This window comes from Desulfovibrio piger, from assembly GCF_012843875.1.
Taxonomy (GTDB): domain Bacteria; phylum Desulfobacterota; class Desulfovibrionia; order Desulfovibrionales; family Desulfovibrionaceae; genus Desulfovibrio.
The window spans coordinates 1-19,619 of record NZ_JABAFY010000043.1 but is presented as its reverse complement, the minus strand read 5'-3'; the positions used below and the strand labels follow the sequence as shown (position 1 = coordinate 19,619).

20 protein-coding genes are annotated in these 19,619 nt (G+C 63.6%); 5 read left to right on the top strand and 15 right to left on the bottom strand.

The window, feature by feature from the left end; genetic code table 11:
* A partial coding sequence (locus HF854_RS12535) for a hypothetical protein (RefSeq protein ID WP_205906100.1) occupies positions 1–198 on the top strand: 198 nt, incomplete at its 5' end.
* A gap of 9 nt (positions 199–207) precedes the next feature.
* Here HF854_RS12535 and HF854_RS09930 read toward each other — a convergent pair.
* Genes HF854_RS09930 through HF854_RS09915 form a run of 4 tightly spaced genes read right to left on the bottom strand, consistent with a single transcriptional unit; the run spans position 208 to position 5,304 of the window.
* Entirely contained in the window at positions 208–2,640 is a 2,433-nt protein-coding gene (locus HF854_RS09930) for a pyruvate formate lyase family protein (RefSeq protein WP_168936136.1), read from the bottom strand.
* Positions 2,640–3,626: a glycyl-radical enzyme activating protein gene (locus tag HF854_RS09925; RefSeq protein WP_240937719.1), complete on the bottom strand. Its 987-nt coding sequence runs from the start codon at positions 3,624–3,626 to the stop codon at positions 2,640–2,642. The genes HF854_RS09930 and HF854_RS09925 overlap by 1 nt, the downstream gene beginning before the upstream one ends.
* Positions 3,626–3,763 carry a helix-turn-helix domain-containing protein gene (locus HF854_RS12845; protein WP_168936134.1) on the bottom strand — a complete coding sequence of 46 codons (138 nt, stop codon included), beginning with the start codon at positions 3,761–3,763 and terminating at the stop codon, positions 3,626–3,628. The genes HF854_RS09925 and HF854_RS12845 overlap by 1 nt, the downstream gene beginning before the upstream one ends.
* Positions 3,764–3,780: 17 nt before the next feature.
* Positions 3,781–5,304: a sigma-54 interaction domain-containing protein gene (locus HF854_RS09915; RefSeq protein ID WP_168936133.1), complete on the bottom strand. Its 1,524-nt coding sequence runs from the start codon at positions 5,302–5,304 to the stop codon at positions 3,781–3,783.
* Between the two features lie 471 nt (positions 5,305–5,775).
* Here HF854_RS09915 and HF854_RS09910 point away from each other — a divergent pair, with 471 nt between their 5' ends.
* From HF854_RS09910 to HF854_RS09895, 4 genes are all read left to right on the top strand, one after another.
* Positions 5,776–6,945, top strand: coding sequence for an MFS transporter (locus tag HF854_RS09910; RefSeq protein WP_168936132.1), 1,170 nt, complete (start codon positions 5,776–5,778; stop codon positions 6,943–6,945).
* A 9-nt stretch (positions 6,946–6,954) separates the two neighbouring features.
* Complete coding sequence (locus tag HF854_RS09905; protein WP_168936131.1) at positions 6,955–7,794, top strand: amidohydrolase family protein; 840 nt, start codon at positions 6,955–6,957, stop codon at positions 7,792–7,794.
* A gap of 38 nt (positions 7,795–7,832) precedes the next feature.
* Entirely contained in the window at positions 7,833–8,990 is a 1,158-nt protein-coding gene (locus tag HF854_RS09900) for an iron-containing alcohol dehydrogenase (RefSeq protein ID WP_168936130.1), read from the top strand.
* Positions 8,991–9,408: 418 nt separating this feature from the next.
* On the top strand, positions 9,409–11,061 hold the full coding sequence (locus tag HF854_RS09895) for a bifunctional metallophosphatase/5'-nucleotidase (RefSeq protein WP_346765652.1): 1,653 nt from the start codon (positions 9,409–9,411) through the stop codon (positions 11,059–11,061).
* 293 nt (positions 11,062–11,354) lie between these two features.
* On the opposite strand, the gene HF854_RS09890 is transcribed toward HF854_RS09895, so the two are convergent.
* From HF854_RS09890 to sctJ, 11 genes are all read right to left on the bottom strand, one after another.
* The gene (locus HF854_RS09890) at positions 11,355–12,077 is read right to left on the bottom strand and encodes a lytic transglycosylase domain-containing protein (protein ID WP_303934170.1); all 723 of its coding nucleotides are present in this window, start codon (positions 12,075–12,077) and stop codon (positions 11,355–11,357) included.
* A gap of 99 nt (positions 12,078–12,176) precedes the next feature.
* Positions 12,177–12,632 (bottom strand): ATP-binding protein, encoded by a 456-nt coding sequence (locus tag HF854_RS09885; RefSeq protein ID WP_168936128.1) that lies wholly within the window; start codon positions 12,630–12,632, stop codon positions 12,177–12,179.
* 19 nt (positions 12,633–12,651) lie between these two features.
* The gene (locus tag HF854_RS09880) at positions 12,652–12,990 is read right to left on the bottom strand and encodes an STAS domain-containing protein (protein WP_168936127.1); all 339 of its coding nucleotides are present in this window, start codon (positions 12,988–12,990) and stop codon (positions 12,652–12,654) included.
* Between the two features lie 17 nt (positions 12,991–13,007).
* On the bottom strand, positions 13,008–13,658 hold the full coding sequence (sctR, locus tag HF854_RS09875) for a type III secretion system export apparatus subunit SctR (protein ID WP_168936138.1): 651 nt from the start codon (positions 13,656–13,658) through the stop codon (positions 13,008–13,010).
* The gene (gene sctQ / locus HF854_RS09870) at positions 13,645–14,841 is read right to left on the bottom strand and encodes a type III secretion system cytoplasmic ring protein SctQ (RefSeq protein ID WP_168936126.1); all 1,197 of its coding nucleotides are present in this window, start codon (positions 14,839–14,841) and stop codon (positions 13,645–13,647) included. The genes sctR and sctQ overlap by 14 nt, the downstream gene beginning before the upstream one ends.
* An 85-nt stretch (positions 14,842–14,926) precedes the next feature.
* Entirely contained in the window at positions 14,927–15,550 is a 624-nt protein-coding gene (locus HF854_RS09865) for a type III secretion protein (protein WP_168936125.1), read from the bottom strand.
* Between the two features lie 56 nt (positions 15,551–15,606).
* Entirely contained in the window at positions 15,607–16,098 is a 492-nt protein-coding gene (gene sctO, locus HF854_RS09860; RefSeq protein ID WP_168936124.1) for a type III secretion system stalk subunit SctO, read from the bottom strand.
* A 36-nt stretch (positions 16,099–16,134) separates the two neighbouring features.
* Positions 16,135–17,451, bottom strand: coding sequence for a type III secretion system ATPase SctN (gene sctN / locus HF854_RS09855; RefSeq protein ID WP_168936123.1), 1,317 nt, complete (start codon positions 17,449–17,451; stop codon positions 16,135–16,137).
* Entirely contained in the window at positions 17,452–18,075 is a 624-nt protein-coding gene (locus tag HF854_RS09850; protein ID WP_168936122.1) for an HrpE/YscL family type III secretion apparatus protein, read from the bottom strand.
* Positions 18,054–18,737, bottom strand: coding sequence for a SctK family type III secretion system sorting platform protein (locus HF854_RS09845; RefSeq protein WP_168936121.1), 684 nt, complete (start codon positions 18,735–18,737; stop codon positions 18,054–18,056). Before HF854_RS09845 ends, HF854_RS09850 begins: the two co-directional genes overlap by 22 nt.
* A complete protein-coding gene (gene sctJ, locus HF854_RS09840) occupies positions 18,737–19,531 on the bottom strand; it encodes a type III secretion system inner membrane ring lipoprotein SctJ (protein ID WP_240937715.1) in 795 nt (264 codons plus the stop codon). The genes HF854_RS09845 and sctJ overlap by 1 nt, the downstream gene beginning before the upstream one ends.
* Between the last annotated feature and the right edge of the window lie 88 nt (positions 19,532–19,619).

The following is a 19,619-nucleotide window of genomic DNA, read 5'->3' as shown; positions in this document are numbered from 1 at the left end:
TGGGACTACTTTACCTTGCTTTGGCCTGTATCCTTTGGAGAAAACTGGTATAGCAAGGTGTATGCCGGACATTCTCTAAATGGGATGCATCCTTTCGAAAACGAAGGGGAAAATGATGCCGACAAAGGACATCAGGGCATAAAAAAAGGGAACGCACAGCGTTCCCTTTTTTCGCATATAAGGAAAAGGTTCACATGAAACAGGCCATCATGCCTGGATGTCCTGCTCCAGCGCATCCCGCAACAATTCCGCCTGGACCTCCGGTCGAAGCGGCCCCGGAAGGGCCGCATAGCCCTCGAAAGGCATCATCTGGGCATAGAATTTTTCTTTGTCGTTACGTGCGGCCAGCAGCTGCAGGGCATCCTGCATGCAGATATTGAGGTGCCAGTGCTTCTGCCGGCTCCAGGTCCTGACAAAAGCCGCCATCCTGGCGCAGCCGTCCTTACCAGCCACCGCACGCGGCGGCATAGGGATCTCCAGCATGCGGGCGGCACGGGCCAGGCCCTGCTCATATTTGCAGGCAGCCACGGAATGCAGGATCGCCGTAAAGCCGTTGCGGGCGCAGCCCGCCCCAGGCGAGATCCCTGCGGAAAGCGCATCGCCGGCCCGGCGCCCGTCAGGCGTGGCGCCCGTGACGCCCCCCATGGCCCGGTGACTGGTCACAGGCACGTAGAAGATCTCGGGGGTACCGCCGTAATAATTGAGATGACGGCCACAGAACTCGACCATGAAACGGTCGAGCCTGGCAGCGATGTCATCGACCCTGTCATCCTGATTGCCGAACTTGGGAGCGGCCAGACAGTACTGGCGCTCCAGCTCGAAACCTTCGAAGTTGTTCCTGAGTGCTTCCAGAAGGCGGGCCATGTCCAGAACGCGCCGCTCATAGACCAGCCAGCGGATGGCCGCCAGCGAATCCACCACTGTCGCGAAGCCGGTAGGGCCGATCTGCCCGCCCAGGATCAGGGCGCCTTCCAGTCTGCCCACGTTGATGTCCCTGCCCTGCTCCATACACAGGTCATGCAGGCTGGAAAGCAACGGTGCGGCCACATGGGCGGGGCGCAGGGTATCCGCCACATATTGCTGGATGAGGACCTGCTCCAGAATGAAAGAAAGCTGGGCGAAAAAGGCTTCCTCAAAGGCAGCGTATGTGCTGAAAGCACACGGATCGCCTGTCTCCAGCCCCAGTCGGCCGCTTCCCTCCATGCTGCAATGCCCATCATACAGCACCATCTCGAGCACGGCCGCAAGGTTGAACCAGGTCGTGCCGGTCAGATAGGTCGTCCGGTTGATCAGACGCACCTCGCTGTACCCGGAGCCGCTGTAGTCACGCGCCTCCTCAAGGCCGGCCCCTTTCCTCACGAGCAGATCGATGATCTCGGCATCGTTCATGAATTTCGGGCCGCGCCCCTCCCGGATGGCGGCACAGGCCGCCTGCAGCAGATCTTCCGGCGTCTTTTCGTGGATTCGCAGGCTGAGTTCGGGATAATCCAGCGGGAACTCGCGCCGGGAACGCAGCAGCAGCCAGGAAAGCTCGTTGGTGGCATCACTGCCGTCCGCCAGCTGGCCCCCGATGCAGGTGTGTTCCCAGTGGGCATTGCCTTCATAGATCTGGATCCCGGCCGCCGTCGGCTGGACACGCACGAACTGCGCCATGTTCAGCCACAGGCAGTCCAGCAGCTCCAGGGCCTGATCTTCGTCCAGGCGGCCCTCCTCCCGGTCCTTCTTGTAAAAAGGATACAGGTACTGATCCATGCGGCCGTTGCTGATGATGCCGCCGTGCAGCTGTTCCAGGCGCGACACCAGCTGGGTGAACCATTGGGCCTGCAAGGCCTCGTGGAACGTACGGGCGGACTGCCAGGGCACATGCTCGCAAATGGCCGCGATGCGCTCCAGCTCTTCACGGCGCACGGCATCGCCACAGGCCGCCGCCTGCTGCCGGGCAAGCGCGGCATAGCGGCAGGCAAAACTCCGTATGCCTTCGCAAAGGATCATCACCGCCCGGTAAAAAGGTGCCTTGTCCCAGTTGTTGGACGGGTCGTTGATGTCCAGGGCATCCAGACGCCGGGCGGCCTCCTGATAGATGCCGCAAAAACCCCGTTGCAGGACCTTTCCGTAATCCAGCACCCACTGCAGGGAATGGCGGACCGTGGCTGTCTCGTGGATGATGAAGGACGGTACGTAGATGTCCCCGTCCTTGTAGAGGAGCCTGCGCAGATGCAGGGGCACCGCATCGGCCAGACTTTCCCGGAAGGTCCTGCCGGCCCAGAAGGGCAGCAGCTCGTCGCGTATGACGGCGATGTCCTGCTCGGAAAAATGGTGCGGCATATCTTCCGCCGACTCCAGCAGGCTGCCGGCGGTGGCAAAATAGGCTCCTTCCAGTTCGGGATAAAGGATGCCGTAGCGTCCTTCAGGCCCGCCCCTGCCCACGATGAGCTCGTCCGGCAGGATCCGCACGTCTATGTTCTCCATGACGTGCGCCAGGGCCTTGGCCCAGCGCACCACCAGCGGCAGATGCTCGGTAGTGCGGAACGAACGGGTGAAATAACGTGCCCTGTCCACCGACAGGCGAGGCACCTGGCCCGCGAAGCGGGACAATATACGGGCCGTACGTGCCCGCGGACTCGTCATGACAGTCTTCATCACGCCTCCCCTTCTGCCCGTCCGTGCCGCGCCTCACGACGGCAGGCCGCCACCACGGCCCGCAGCTCCTGCAACTGGGCGCTGTCGGGACCAACGCTGGCCAGCTGGGAACGGACCATCCCGAGCTGGGCATATTTTTCTTCCCCCACCGGCAGGCACGGCAAAAGCTCGTGGCGCGTCACCGTGGGCAACTGGGCCACATGCCGTGCCATATCCCGGATATCCGCCTCATTGTCATTGAAGCCCCGGACGACCGGGGTCCTGACCCAAAGGGGCAAGGCCGGGAACTCACGCACGATCCTGTCCAGATTTTCCAGTATCCGGCTGTTGTCCATATGGGTGAACGCCCGGTGCTGGCGGCTGTCCAGATGCTTGAGGTCGAAGATCAGCAAATCGCAATGCCGCAGGGCCGTCCTGTTTTCCGGAGCATCCAGATCGAACCAGCCGCAGGTCTCGATAGCGGTATGCAGTCCCTTTTGATGGGCCAGCGTCATGACCGCGGCGGCCAGGGTCGGCCGGACCAGCGGCTCGCCGCCGCTCAGGGTCAGCCCTCCGCCGGAGGTGCAGTAAAAATCCCTGTCTTTTTCCGCTTCCTGCACGATGTCCGCGGCCGTCATGGCCCGCCCTACCAGCGAGAGCGCCCCCGAGGGACAGACCTGCGTGCACTCTCCGCAGACACGGCAAAGCTGCCGCCGCACCACGGGCCTGCCGTCCGTATCCGGTCCCGGCGGGACGATGCCTCCGGACCGGCATACCTCCAGACACCTGCCGCAGGCCGCCGCACCGATGCAGAATTGCGGTACATAGCGCAATTCCTGCTGAAAATGCAGGCTCTCGGCATTGTAGCACCACGGGCAGCGCAAGGGGCAGCCCTTGAGATAGACCGTCGTCCGCCAGCCGGGCCCGTCCTGGACGGCCCCCCGCTGGATATGGGAGACCAGGACCATCTCTCTGGAAAGATTCTCCACTGCTTCCCCGTATGCCATCACGCCTTACCTTCCTGTCCCATGTTGTGCTGCGCGAGCTTGCGCCACAGGGTGGTGGGATGCATGCCCAGCATCTGGGCCGCCTCATGCATGGTCGCGCAGCGTTGCAGCGCCTGCCGCAGGCATTCCTCCTCCACGGCAAAAAGGATGTCCTTCAGGGGCTTGCCGTGCTGGTAGACCAGGCTCCGGCATCCCCCTCCTGTTCGGCCGGGACTGCCGCCTGCGCCGCCCCTCCCTGCCGCATGGCAAGGGGCAGGTCTTCGGGCCGCAGGACATTGCCTTCGGACATGACCAGCATCCACTCCATGATATTGCCCAGCTCCCGGGCATTGCCCGGAAAGGAGTGAGAAAGCAGCAGGTCGATGACCTCGGGAGAAAGGCGCTTCCGGCAGCCGTGCCGGACGTTATGCCTGTCCAGCATGTCCAGAGCCAGCGCATAGATATCTTCCTTGCGTTCCCGCAATGGCGGGATCAGGATCGGGATGACGTTGAGCCGGTAAAAAAGGTCCTTGCGGAACCTGCCCTGCTCCACATCCTCGGCCAGGTTCCTGTTGGTGGCCGCCACGATGCGGACATCCACGGAGACCGGCTTCGTCCCCCCCACCCGCAGGAAGGCGTGCTTGTCCAGTGCTTCCAGCAGCTTGACCTGCATGGGCAGGGGAAGTTCGCCGATCTCGTCAAAAAAGACCGTACCGCCGTGGGCCGCTTCCAGCAAGCCTGTCTTGCCCTTGGGATTGGCGCCGCTGAAGGCCCCGCGTTCGTAGCCGAAAAGCTCGCTCTCCATGAGTTGTTCGGGGATGGCACCGCAGTTGATGGAAACGAACGGCCCGTTCTCCCGGGGCGAAAGACGATGGACGATGGCCGCCAGCATGCTCTTGCCCACTCCCGATTCTCCCTGCAGGAGGACGGAGCTGTCCGTCTGGCTGACCTTGATAGCCCTGTCGACCACGCGACGTATGGCCGCGCTGCGGACGACCATGCCCACTTCCTGGGTCACCTGGCTGAAGATGTCGCCCCCGTGTGCCACGGCTTCCGCCTCTTCGGCACTCCGGCGACTGTCTTCCAGCTGCTGGCGCACATAATCGAAACGCTCCAGATCCATCAGCGAGACCACGACGAAGCGGGGCTTTTTGTGATTGTCCAGAGAAGGGACCGACCACAGCAGCAGGGGCCGTCCCTGGCAGCGGGCGATGCTCTGGGCAGGCAGGGCCCGCTGGAGGCAGTGCGCGACCTCCACGGCCAGCTCGGGAAAATCTTTTTCCAGCTCGCGCACGTTGCGCCCCTGCAAGCTGTCGCGCTCCATGGCGCACAAGCGACAGCAGGGAGCATTGACCCGCAGGATGCGCCCTTCCGCATCCGTCACCAGTACGGCCTGCGGCAAGGCCTCCAGCAATCCTTTCAGCTGGCTGTCCAGCTCCCGATACGCCCCCAGCTGGCGCACCACGGCATCCAGCGATGAGATCTCCTGCATGGCGCAGACCACGCCCGCCACCTTGCCGTTTTGCAGGATAGGCAACCGGTTGGCCACCACCGTGGCCGCAGGCAGGTGCATGGTCTGCCCCAGCAGCGGTTTTCCCGATGTCAGGACCCGCTTGGCTTCCACCCAGTCAGCGGCATTGAAATCCGCCAGCGGATACCCGGGAAAAGGCGTCTCGCCCCCCTGGTAAAAGCGCCTCATGCTTTTATTGACCAATGATGCTGCCGCTGGCATCCACCACAAGGACACCATCGCTCATGGCATCCAGGATGGGTATGAGGGGGACAAGCTGCTGCGGCAAAAGTTGAATACCCATAGAACTCATGGCACGCCCTGAAAAGATTGGAGATATGTCACGGTACAGACCGGCAGGCCGGAGCGGCCCCGGCTGTTTTTGCGATGATACTGCATTTATGCAAATTGTGAAGACTTTCCTTTGCTACAGGGATCATCATGCATTTGCGCAATGCGAATATGCAATACCCTCCTTCTATACTCCTCCCCTGTCTGCGAGGGGCAGGCCATCCATAAAAAACTATTTAATAAATATTATAAACTAGTTATACGTAAAAACATAGTAAATTCCCCATAACGGCACCCTTTTTGCTTTGCCCCTCCGCAACGGGGAGATCCTGCCAGCCTCCCCAAAACCATGCGGAGGAAGCAGTCCCCATGTCCATGCGTTCACCGGCCCCCAGCCTGGGCAAGGTGGAATTCCTTGTCCTGCTCTGGACGACCTTTGCGGCCTTTGCCGCTCTTTATGGTCCCCAGCCGTTGCTGCCGGTCATCCAGCAACATTTCGGGGTCGGCAGCCAGTCTGCCAGTCTGCTCATGACGCTGGCAATCCTGCCGCTGGGGCTGGCGCCGGTCTGCTATGGCTATATCCTCAACATGTGCAGTACCCGCCGCCTTTTGCAGCTGACCACAGCTCTGTGCGCTCTTGTCCTGCTGGCAGCCTCGTTTACGACGGCCTTCTGGCAGCTGCTGGCCCTGCGCACCCTGACCGGGCTGCTGGTCCCTGCCATCCTGCTGGCCCTGATGACGCACATCTCCCTGCACAGCCGGCAGGAGTCCCTGCAACGGGCCATGGCCATCTATACCACGACCACCATGTTCGGGGCCTTCCTGGGCAGGATAGGTTCCGGTTTCATCACCAGCTGGCTTGGGTGGCAGGCCGCCTTCCTGACATATGCCCTTCTGCTGGGGTCTGCACTGCCCTGCCTCCTGCTTTTGCAGCGGACCAGGAGCACACAGCATGACGTTTTCTCCCCGGCCCACCTGTTAGGGGTGCTGCGCCAGCCGGGCCTGCTGCTGCTCATGCTCATCGGCCCCCTGTGCATCTTCGCGCATGCCTCTGTCCTGAACCTGGCGCCCTTCCGTATGCGGGAACTCCTGCCTGATGCCGGCAGCTGGGCTACAGGCCTGCTCTATGTCCCTGCCTTCATCTGCTCCCTGCTGGGGATCTTTTCCAAAAAGATCATGCGGCTGCTGCACGGTGAGATGCGCACGATCCGTTGCGGCGTCCTGCTCTTCCTCGCCTCTGTCCCGAGCCTGCTCCCTTCGAGCCCGCTCTCCCTGCTCCTGGCCATATTCGGTATGACGACGGGCTTCGTACTGGTCTACACCACGCTGCCCGGCGTGGTGAACCGCATGAGCCTGGCCGAAAAGAACATGACCAATGGCGTCTATCTTTCCGTTTACTACACCTTCAGCGCCCTGGGGACCTGGCTGCCTGTCATGGTCTACAGCCACTTCGGCATCGTTTCCTATGTCCTCTGCCTCACGGGCGTCTTCGCTCTGGCCCTTTCCCTCGTCCGCAAGAACCTCACCATCAGCCTGTAAGAGAACATCATGAAGATCATCGACTTCCGCTATCGTCCCAGCACCCGTGCCTCTCTCGACAGTGTCATCAAAAACCCCGTGTACTGCGAATACATCAAAAAGACGGATTTCTGCTCCCGCCCCGAGAAGAGCCTGCCGGAGTGCATCGGCGAACTGCGCGGCCTCGACATCGCCAAGGCTGTGGTCTCCGGGCGCGACATCGAATCCACCTATGCCATCCAAAGCACCAATGACGACGTGCTGCAATGCATGGCGGCCGCGCCCGACCTGTTCATCGGCTTCTGGGCCTATGATCCCCACAAGGGCATGACGGCGGTGCGCCGCTTCCGCAAGGTCGTTCTCGAAGACGGCATCCGCGGTGCCGCCATCGACGCCGCCATGGCCCACTGTGCCGTGGACGATGCCAAATTCTATCCGCTGTACGCCATGTGCTGCGAATTCGACATCCCCGTCATCATGACCGCCGGTCTTTCGCCCTTCATGCCCAAGGTCGTCCTGGATTCCACCGATCCCCGTCACATCGACCGCGTGGCCACCGACTTCCCCGAATTGAAGATCCTGCTCAGCCACGGCGGCTATCCCTGGGTGCTGGAAGCCATCGCCCTGGTCCTGCGCCACAGCAATGTCTACATGGACTTCTCCACCTGCGAATCCAAGCTGATGGGACAGAACTACATCCAGGCCGCCAACGAATACATCACGGACAAAGTCGTCTTTGCCAGCGCCAATCCCTTCGTGGAAGTCCACAAGGCCGTCGAAAAATATCAGCGTCTCGATCTTACTGAAGAATGCCGCCGCAAGCTCTTTTATGAGAACGGCATGAAGCTGCTGGGCCTCAGCAGCCTGTAGGCAGGCGTACCGGAACCATCAACATCAAAGAGAACACCATGGACATCACGACGTTCAAGATCTGTCGCCGTATCGTCAACGGATGCGGCAGCTTTTACGGAAATATCGCCGAAGAGGCCGCCTCGCTGAACGGCCACAGGATCTTTCTGGTCTGCGATCCCATCCTGGCCAAGCTGGGCCTGACGGAGAAGACCGCGGCCCTGCTGCGTGAAAAGGGCTTTGAGGTGGCGATCCATGCCGACGTGGAACCCGAACCCCGGGTGGAGAGCGTCCTGGCCGCCGCCGAACAGGCCCGTGCCTTTGGGGCCGACTGTGTCATCGGCATCGGCGGCGGCTCCTCGCTGGATACCGCCAAGACCTGCTCCGTGCTGCTGGGCAACCAGCAGGACATCCGCGAACTGTACGGCATCGAAAAGGTGTCCAAGCCGGGAGCGCCCCTGATCCTCGTCCCCACGTCTGCCGGTACGGGGAGCGAAGTCACGGACATCGCCATCCTCTCCGACGAAGCCGCCCAGCTGAAGATGGGCATCGTCAGCCGCCATATGCTGCCCGCCAGCGTGATCCTGGATCCCGAACTGACCCTGAGCCTTCCCAAGGGCCCCACTGCGGCCAGCGGCATGGATGCCCTCATCCACGCCATGGAAGCCTACACCTCGATCCATGCCACGCCCCTTACCGACATGTGGGCGGAACATGCCATCGCCCTCATCGCTCCCAACCTGCGCAAGGCCTGGGCCCGCGGTGAGGACATCCAGGCCCGGCAGGCCATGCTGACCGGCAGCTTCTACGCCGGTGTGGCCTTCTGCAATGCGGGCGTCACGGCCGTGCATGCCTTTGCCTATCCCATCGGCGCGCGCTACCACATCCCGCACGGCCTGGCCAATACCCTGATGCTCCTGCCCGTCTTCCGCTTCAACATGGTGGGCAATATGGAACGCTTTGCCCGACTGGCCGCCATGCTGGGAGAAAACACCACCGGTTTGAGCCACGAAAAGGCCGCCGGTCGCTGCCTTGATGCTCTGGAAAGCCTGGCCCGCGACCTGCAGGTGCCCCGTCATCTTGCCGATTACGGCGTCACGCCCGACGATGTACCCGTACTGGCCGAATCCGTACTGCAAGTGACCCGCCTGCTGGGCAACAATCCGCGCAGCGTCTCGTTGCAGGATGCCATCAACATCTACCGGGAAGCGCTCTAACGCCTCTCCCCGGCCTGTCTGACCGGCAGGCTGCCAGCCATACACACCATTGCCCCGATCCGGCAACATGTCCAACGGCACTTGCAGTCATGCAGGTGCCGTTTTTCTGTTCCCGGGGGCCTCAGCCAAAAGCAAAACAGAGGCGCACCCGCCACCCCGGATATGCCCTTCCCTTTCACGGCCTCCCCGTATAACAATCGTCGGGCGAGGAACGGGTTGCCTATCCCGTCCGTGCATACCGTCCGGCTGCGGCCATCCTGCCCCAAGGAAGGCACAGGCACGCTGCCTGCGCATGACCAGCCTCACCATGCGATCCTGCAACGGATGCCTCCATGCATAAGCCTGGCAGGCATTGGGGCCCTCACCATCGTGCTGGCTCGGCTCTCCCGCACATCAGGCAAACAGAAAGGATATATCCATGCATCACCTGCTACGGAAACGAATGCGGCTCCTGCCGTTAACGGCGCTCCTCTGTGCTCTTTTCCTCCTCATGGTTGCCTGCGCTCCTGCGCACCGCAAGACAACCCCGGATGCAGGTCTGGAGCTGCGCCTCCTGCACGTGAATGATACCCATGCCTTTCTTGCCGGTATCGATGAGCACATGAACGCCTGTTTCGAGGCCGCGGACTGCCGCGGCGGTCTGGCTCGCATCAGCGCAGCCATCCAGACTGCCCGGCAGGAGCAGGACAACGTCATCGCCCTGGACGCGGGCGACCAGTTCCAGGGCACCCTGTTCTACAGCGTCAACAAGTGGCCCGTGATCGCCGCTGCGGACGCGCTGCTGCCCTACGACGCCATGACCTTGGGCAATCATGAGTTCGACGAAGGATGCCGCGAACTGGCCCGTTTCCTGGAGGCCCAGCCCCTGCCGGTGCTGGCCGCCAATCTGACGCCGCAGCAGGGCTGCCCGCTGGCCGGGAGCCGCATACGCCCCTACCTTGTCCGGACGGTACGCGGGACCAGGGTGGGCATCATCGGGCTGGCCAATGACGAAGTCACCGGACTGGCGGCCGCCTGCCCCCGGATCACGTTCCGGGATGCACGGACAACACTGCAGCAGTACGTCGCCGAGCTGGAGGCTCAGGGCATCCGGCATATCATCGTCGTGACCCATCTGGGGCTGGAACGGGACAGGGAGCTGGCCCGCAGCGTCAACGGCGTGGATGTCATCGTGGGCGGCCATACCCACACCTATCTCGGCCCCGGCTCCAAGGATGGCCCCTACCCCATCGTGGAACACGCGCCGGACGGCGCTCCTGTCCTCGTGGTGACAGCCGCCCGTGCGACCCGCTATCTGGGGGATCTGAGCATCACCTTCGATGCGGCGGGCACCCCTGTGTCCTGGACGGGCGGTCCCCGGGAACTCCTCCCGGCCCTGCCGCAGGACGAAGCCATGACCCGTCTGGTGGCCGGCTACGCGAAGAGCCTGGAGCGCTATCGTACGGAGATCGTAGGCCGCCACAGCGTGCGGATGCCGGACGGCATGGAAGCCTGCCGCAAGGGCGACTGTTTCAGCGGCCTGCTGACGGCAGACGCTTTTCTGGAATACGGAAGGAAACAGGGGGCCCGCCTGGCTCTGGTTAACGGCGGCGCCATCCGGGCCTCCCTGCCCGCAGGCGACATTTCCCGGGGAGATCTGCTGGCCCTGCATCCTTTTGACGGTCAGGTGTATGTCCGCGAATATTCAGGCAAACAGATCATAGACGCCCTGGAGCACGCCGTGTCCGGGCCCGACGGGGAAGGGCCGCAGCTGCTGCAGGTGGCGGGCCTGGCCTATGAGGCGGACACCAGCCGCCCTGCAGGCCGGCGTCTGCAGGCCGTCCATATCGTGGACGAACGCGGTCGGCGGCATGTGCTCGATCCTCAGGGCCGTTATGGTGTGGTCCTGAGCGATTTTCTGGCGTCAGGCGGCGACGGTTTCGGGATGTTGCGGCAAGGCCGCCTGCTGGCCACCAGCCCATTGTCCGTCAGGGAGCTGACGGGCGACTACATCCGGCGTCATTCCCCGCTGACGGCACCGCGAGGGGAACGTATCATCCTTGACCGGGCGAACGGCCAGAGCTCGCAGTAAGCCGGGAGAGGACGCCAGACAGGCCCCCCGAATAACCGATATGGACAGGATACGCCCGGGAAATCCCGGATGCCCGACAGGCAGCTTAGCCTCCAGCCATGGTAAACAGGGAACAAAAGGGAACGGAGAAAGCAGAGGGAAAAGAGAGGATAGACAGGGAAAGGGCACCGGCTCAGGGCTGGAAGGGCTCAGCCGAGGCACCAGGGAGGCGAGGCTTGTGGCGGCCCCGCGTCAGCATAAAGGCTGGCAGAGGAGATGAGAGACGGCAGCAAGGGCTCCCGCCCCGCCTGTTCTTAAGAATGCGTCGGCTGGTCCGCAGGAATGTTCCGGTTCCAGTAGACCAGGACGCGCCGGACGAATTCCTGCGTTTCAGGAAAAGGCGGGATGCCGCCGTACTGCTCCACGCTGCCGGGCCCGGCATTGTAGGCCGCCAGGGCCAGCTCCACGGAGCCGAAGCGCTGCAGCTGGTGCATCAAATACTGGGAACCGGCATAGACATTGGCCCGGGGATCGAAGGGGTCGATGAGTCCCAGCTCCTCCTGTGTATGGGGCATGATCTGCATGGCCCCCTGGGCCCCTACGGGTGAGACCGCGGTGTGGTCAAAGGAGGATTCGGCCTGGATGACCGCCAGCACAAGCCCCGCGTCAAGGCCGAAGATCTCCTCGGCCTCACGGGCCAGACGGCGCCATTCCTCCGGTGCGGGGGGCACGATGTCGTCATGGATCACCGGTGCGGACGGCGGGCGAAAAGACGTACGCCGTGCCGGTGCGGCAGCAAAAGCCTGCCGCTCGTCCCGGTCAGCCGTTGATACGGCGGCCACGGTCATGGTCTGGGGGGCAGGAGCCGTCATGGCCGCTGCGGCCTGCCGGGCATCGCCCGGGGCTTTTTTCTGCGGCAGGGAAGCGACCCGTACCATGCGCGGCAGGACCTTCTGCTCCTGATATTCATGGGAAAGGATGCCCGTACCGGGCTGCAGGGGCACCGGCGGCAATGCCGCTTCCGGCGGAGGCGTCACATGCCCGGACGTCCGGGAGCCACAGCCCCCGGCCGGCAAAAGGCACAGCAGCAGGCAAAAAAAACAGAAAATATGAAGGCAGCGGCTATCCTTCACGGCTCAATTTTCGTCGTGGGCAAGCTGGAAATAGAGTTCGATGGTATTGGTGCCGTCATCACCGCTGTAGCAGTGGTGCGCGGAAACGTTCTTGACCAGGTGGACGCCCAGGCCGCCGATGGGGCGATCCTCTGCGGCCAGCGACGTGTCCGGCGTGGCGGTCTCCATGAACGGATCAAAAGACGTGCCCCAGTCCCGTATCCAGACGCAGAGGAAGGGCGCGCTGTCCATGCTCACCCGCTTGAAGCCCAGTTCCATCTGCCCCCAGTGGGCGCTCCTGTCGCCTTCCTGCGGGCAGGTGCCGGCATAGGCATAGGTGGCCACATTGACCAGCAGTTCTTCTACTGCCAGTTCCACGAAACCAAGGATGTCGGCGTAGTCGGCGGCCAGGTGTTCACGCAGGAATTCCATGGCCGGCGCGCAGCTGTCAACACGGGCGGGAAGCATGATTCTGGCCACAGCCTACCTCCTTGCCCTCTCAGCCGGCCAGAGCCGCAAGGGCTTCCTGCCGACTGTCCCGGACAGTCAGCATGGCGTTGAACCCGGAGATGCGGAACACTTCCGCCGTCATGGGCTGCAGGGAACAGAAGGCCAGCTTGCCGGCACAGGCCTTGAGCGCCTTGACGAGCCCCAGGATGCCCCGCAGTCCGGCGGAGCTGATGTATTCCAGCCGGGACATGTCGATGAGCAAACGCTGCTTGCCCGCTTCCAGCAGGGCGCGGGTCGCGTTTTCGAATTCCGGTGTCGTCGTGGCGTCCATGCGGCCTGCAAGCTCCACGATGGCGATACCGTCCTGTTCCGTTACGATGACTTCCATAGAACCTCCGAATCTGGCTACTGATAGCTGAGCAGCAGGCCCTGACTGATCTTCAGCCAGCCGTCCAGCGTCACGAACAGCAGCAGCTTGAACGGCAGGGAAATGGTCATGGGCGAAACCATCATCATGCCCATGGCCAGCAGGACATTGGAAATGATAAGGTCTATGGCAACGAAAGGCAAATAGAGCAAAAAGCCGATCTGGAACGCCTTGGTCAGTTCCGTGATGGTAAAGGCCGGCACCAGGATGAACATGTTGTCATGCGTGATGCTCTGCCGCTGATGCTCCGGCCATATGCGCTGGGCCGTACCCATGAATTCCTGCAGGATGGCGGGGCTGGTGTTCTTTTCCAGGAATTGCCGCAACGGCGGCGAGACGGCCTGCAGGGTCTCCAGCATCTCCGAAGGCTTCGGGTTCGCGCTGAACCGCTGTTCCTCCAGCAGGGCCTTGGTATCCATGGCCACCGGCGCCATGATGAAGACCGTCAGGATGATGGCCAGGCCGTTCATGACCATGGCTGGCGGCACCTGCTGCACGCCCAGCGCGTTGCGGACAAGGCTCGTGACCACCACGATCTTCACGTAGGACGTGACCATCATGAGCAGGAAGGGCGCCAGCCCTAAGAGCGCCAGGCCCGCGATGAGATAGAGGGGATTAATCCCGGCCAGTTCCATCCCCGGCCCCCTGCGGCGTACCGCCGTCCTGTCCGGCAGCATGCATGCGGGTGATCTGCACGCCCGGCATGCCGCCCACATCCACCAGACGTCCCTGCGCCAGCAGCTGCCCCGCCACACGGATGTCCACGACGGGCGACGGCGTCTCGCCGCCCAGGGCCAGCGTATGCCCGGGGACAAGCGCCGCCAGTTCGTCCAGACGAAGATGCAGCCTGCCGATCTCAAAGACCACAGGCAGTTCCAGTGCCCCGACGGGTGCGGGAGCCACCGTGGGGGCTTCTGTGGCGGGCCCATCGCCCTGGACGGCCCCGGCAGGGGCCAGCTGTTCCTCATTCATGCCGTCCTCGCTTTCTTTCTCTGCAGACTCCCGGCCGGGATCACCCATATCCGGCCCCAGCACGGACAAGATCCCTTCCCCAAGCCGGCAGGCCAGTGCCCTGCCCTGCGGCAGGCGCAGACGCGGCGTCTCAGGGGCCCAGCTCTCCGGCAAAAGGACATCCCCCGGGGCCAGCGTTGCCGCCTCGTCTGCGGACAGACGCATGCGCCCCGCTTCCAGCGGACAGGCCAATGTCCCCGTGAAACAGCCCCCGGCCTCCATGCGCATGGGGAGCTGTTCCAGCCGCTCCAGCACATAGCGTGCGGCATTTTCCTTCGCCCAGGACAGACGCAGGAAGACAGCCTCACCACCGGGCAGATCCAGCCGCAGGGGCAACGAACCGCCCCAGGCGATCCCGGCCTGCGGCGCTCCGGTAAAACGCAGTTCACAGCCCAGGAAGGGTTCCAGGCGTTGCAACGCAGGCTGCAGCAAACGCTCCAGAACAGCCAGACACAATTCGCCGGGCAGGCGGGCAAAGGTCTGCTCCCCTGCGGGCAGGGCGCTGCGCCAGGCGGCAAGATCCGGCCTCAGGGCCAGTGCCTCCAGAGATGACCATTCCAAGCGCCACAGATCCTCGCCACTGCTCAGATACAGCACGGCCGCCGGAACAAAGGGAGCTTCCTGCTCCGCGGTGGCCGCCGCGACATTGAACGACAACGTACAGGGAACAGGCTGCTCCGCACCGGCATCCAGCGCTACGGTCAGCGGCAGGGCCCGGCAGACGAGGGCATTGACCAGCCGCGCCTGCAACGGCGGCAGCGCTGGCGGGATGAAAGGCCGGGAAGGGATCACCTGGGACATGACTCACCTTTTCCGAAATCAGCGGGATCTGTCCGCTCCCCTTCGGAGGGGGAAAATATCGTGGCGCGCCGTGTGGCGGCCGTAGCTACTCCACGTCAGGGACGTAATCCTGGCGGCCCCGGGACTGCTGCCGGGCATCGCCTTCATTGCCGCCGTCCGCCCGGCTCTGGACGATCTCCACGCGAACGTTCTCGCCACTGCGCTCCAAAGCGCTGCGCAAGGCATCCTGTGCCCCCACCGCCGTCTGGAAGGACGCCGGATCGGCGCAGGCGAGCCGGATGAACAGCTGGCCGTCCTGCGCCCGGGCCAGACACAGCTCCGCGCCCGAAAGCGGGCCCTGCCCCAGGGTGATGCGGACTTCCGGAGAGCCCTTGCCCGGCTCGGAGACCAGGATACGGTCCACCAGTTCGTTCACGAGGGCGTCCACATCCCCGGGAGCCGGAGCTGCCTGTGCGGCGCTCGTCTGCATGCTCTGCATGCGGCTGCCGAAAAGGCTGTCCAGCAGCGCCTGGGGCGACAGGGCATCCTGCCGGGAACCGCCCCGACCATTTTCCTGACCGCCCTGCCCGTCTCGTTCCCGGGATTCCTGCATGGCCCGGTCAAAACGTTCCTTGTCCCTGTCGTCCACGGGACGATCCGCGCCTTCACGCTCCGCCTGCATGCGGGAATCCGCTTCCTGCAAGCGTCGGGAACTGATCTCCATGCCCATGGGCACCTCCAGCATAAGCCGCCATGCGGATCCGGCCGAACACCCTGCGGGGGGCCTCAGGCATCGTCACTGGCGCGGGAAGGGGTGGCGAACTCCTCCAGCTCCAGATCTTCCAGATGCTCCTGCTCCCGTTTGGCGTTCTCCTGCCAGATGTCACGATGTTTCTCGATCTTCGCCGCTTCCCGGCGGGCCAGGGCCACGGCCCTTTGCGCACCGGTCACGGCCTGTTCCTGCTGCCGCACCTGCTCCTCCGCCTGGCGCACGGCTTGGAAGCGTTCCTGCTCTCCGGTGGCCAGCATGCCCAGAGAGGCCCGGAAATCCGCCACCTCTTCCAGAGAAAGGCTGGCCCCCAGGATGGCGGCATAACGCCGCTCCTCTTCTTCCTGCCGCCAGACGCGGTAGCGTTCCAGCTCGGCCTGCCGCCGCCCCACTTCCTCACGCGCCTGTACCAGCCGGCGTTCCTCCAGCCGCAAGGCGTTGCGGGCGGCGTCCTCCCGATAGTGGCGAACGGACAGCAGGGCCTGCAAGGGATAGAGTCGTTGCGCCATGATGCACCTTTGCCATATGCAGAGGCCGGGCCCCGCTTACAGCACGACCTTTTTCAGGGCCGCCAGGGTCTCCTCGAACGAACTTTTTTCCTCCAGCCCCTGGCGCAGGAAGGCATTGACCGCCTGGATATGCCCCAGGGCGAAATCCGCCTCGGCATCGGCCCCTTTCTTGTATTCGCCGATCTGCACCAGCAGCTCCACTTCCGCATACTTGGCCAGTATCTTGCGCAGGGCCTGGGCCGCGGCCTTGTGCTCCTTGTCCACCACGGCGTTCATGACGCGGCTGACGCTGGCCTGGACGTCGATGGCGGGATAATGGTTGGCAGCGGCCAGCTTACGCGAAAGCACGATATGCCCGTCAAGGATGGACCGGGTCTCGTCGGCGATGGGTTCGGTCATGTCATCACCTTCCACCAGCACCGTATACAGGGCGGTGATGGAGCCCTTGTCCGAATTGCCCGCCCGTTCCATGAGCTTGGGCAGTTCCGAGAAGACCGACGGCGGGAAGCCCCGGCGGGTCGGCGGTTCTCCGGCCGCCAGACCGATCTCGCGCTGGGCGCGTCCGAAACGGGTCACGGAATCCATCATCAGCAGCACGCTCTTGCCCTGATCGCGAAAATATTCGGCAATGGCCGTGGCCGTATAGGCGGCCTTGAGCCGCTCCATGGAGGAACGGTCCGACGTGGAGACCACGAGCACGGCCTTTTTGCGCCCTTCCGGACCGATGTCGCGTTCGATGAATTCCCGCACTTCGCGGCCGCGTTCCCCGATGAGCGCCAGCACGCAGACATCGGCCGTGCAGCCTTTGAGGATACTGGACAACAGCGTGGACTTGCCGCCGCCGGCTGCGGCGAAAATGCCCATGCGCTGCCCTTCCCCGCAGGTCAGCACGCCGTCGATGACGCGCAGGCCCAGGGAGATGGGCTTGCTGATGACCTTGCGGGTCATGGGATTGGGCGCTTCGGCCACCAGCGGATAGTGGGTGCGCGTCCTGATGGCCGGACCGCCGTCCATGGCCTGCCCCAGACCATCCACCACGCGGCCCAGCAGCTCATAGCCCACGGGGACGGAGAGTATCTCGCCCGTGGGGATGACTTCCGTGGCCGGGGAGATGCCCTGCATATTGCCCAGGGGCGACAGCAGGGCCACGTTCCTGACAAAGCCGACCACCTCGGCCTTGAGGCTCCAGTTTTCCCAGGGATTGCGCAGCAGGCAGAGTTCCCCCACCTTCACACCGGGAACCACGGCACGGATGATGGTGCCCACCACCTGCTCTACGCGTCCCCGCGTCTCCAGGGGATTGACGTCGCGGACGGCCTCTTCCAGCAGGTCGCCGATGTATTCGAAGGCCATCTACGACTCCCTGATCTTGCCCAGCAAGGCGTGCTCGATAGCCTTGAGCTGGGTCTCCAGGCTGGCGTCCACGACCCCCAGCTCGCATTCCAGGATGCAGTCCCCGGGCTTCATGCGGGGATCGGCCGTCACGTCCAGAAACGTGGCGCCGTTGGGAGCGGACGAGATCATGGCCGCCAGCGAGGTCCGCACCGCGTCCTTGTCGTCGGGAGAGACACGGATGAGCACACGCTGCTGGCTGCGCACGGCGTTCAGAGCATTGCGCACCACGCGCACCGTGCATTCCCGGTCGTCCAGCTCGCCGATGATCTTGCGTACGGCGGAGGTCACCACGCCCACGAGCTTGGCTTCCACGCCTTCGATGTATTCCACGGCCTGCATGGCCGTTTCCATCATCTTTTCGGCCTGCTCCATACGGCCTTCCATGAGGCCGTCCTCATAACCTGCCTGCCTGCGCTCCTCGTAGGCTTTTTCCGCCTCGGCAGCCATGGCGGCAGCCCGTTCCCGGGCAGCGGCCAGCACATCGTTGGCTTCCACAAGACGCGCATAATCGGCCGCGCGCAGCACCCGCACCCCAGGGGCGGGCATCACGGTATTGCCCGTCAGTCGAAACACGGCGCCCATGACGGAGCCACCTCCTTGAGCAGCAGTTTTTTCACCCCGCGCCACAGTTCGTGGCGTTCATCTTCCGTCAGGGACGGCAGCACGGCCGCCTCCGGCAGCGCGGGCAGACGATCGCAGACGCGCAGGGCCACGTCTTCCGGCCAAAGCCCGGCCACCAGACGCAGCGCCATATTGCCGTGCAAGGCACAGCGTTCCGCCAGGGGCAGATCCGTATCCCGCCACTGGAAGAAGCGCCGCACGCCCCCCAGCTGGTAGCGGCCCCGCTGCAGGGCGTACCGATACGTCTCCTCTCCCAGGGATTCCCGCAAGGGCAGGACCTCATCCCGCAGCAGCACCGTCGCGATGGCCGGAGCATGCAGGACAACGCCCGTCACCCGGCACAGTTCCAGCAGCGCCGGAACATCCAGAAGAGCCAGGCGGCGCGACTCCTCGGCGTAATCCCAAAAGGAGGCCTGCACGACAGGCCCGCTTTCAGCAGCGTCCGGCCCGTGCGTCAACGGGCGCTGCTGCAGCCAGGCCCAGAGGCTGTCCGCAGCTCCGCCCAGCTGTTCACGGCAGTCATCCGGCAGCCGCGGCCCGCCTTCCGGCAGATTGGCCTGCAGCAGGCGCTGCCACAAGGCCGGACGACGCGCGAGGACGTCTGCAAAAAACTGTTTGTGCATCAGGCCTCACCCTGCTTGCCGTTGTCATCCCCTTCCCCGGCCTCAAGGGCTTCACGGGCAGAGCGGCGACGGGCCAGCAGACGGCGACCATAGACCCAGCCGCCCACGCCCAGGGCCAGAAGCACGGCCGCCATGGCCAGCATCTGCAACAGCAGGGCGGGCGTATGGGCCCCCGGCGAGAGCAGCGGGGACGGGAGCTTCGTATCCGGTACCGTCACGCTTTCCCGCACCGGGACCAGCATCACGCTCACATTGTCGTATTTGAGCGAGGCCACGGCGCCCGCCACCAGTTCCCTGATCTCGGGCACAAGGTTGACTACGGGCGAATCCAGGGTATGGCGCAGGAAGACCGCCGCTGAGGGCGCGATGGTGATGTTGTTCACCTTGTCGTTGACGCCGAGCACCACGTGGACGCGGGCCGTCAGCACACCGTCGATGCGCGAGAGCGTGTCCGCCAGCTCCTGCGAAAGGGCGTAGGACATGCGGGCCTGGACCTCGGAGGTGGACGAGATCATGCCGTCACCGGCAAACACTTCCCCCAGGTTCTTGAAGGCTTCGCGCGGCAGGCTGTTCTCCTTGAGGACCTGCAGGGCGCGCACCAGCTGGTCGTCATCCACCAGCAGCGTATAGCCGTTTTTGCCTGCGGCCTGCTTTTCCGCCTCGATCCCCCGTCGCAGCAGGGTGGAAAGCATCTGGTTGGCCTGATCCTCGGACAGGCCGGAGTACATCTCCACCTTACAGCCGGAAAGGAGCAGAAGCAGGAAAAGCAGCAAAAAAAGCATGGGACGCAGCATGAAAAAACCTCTTAGATAGTGTCGTCAAATTATGTTTGCCCACAAAGATATGCATCTGATTTGAACGGCGGCAAGAAAAGATGCACAT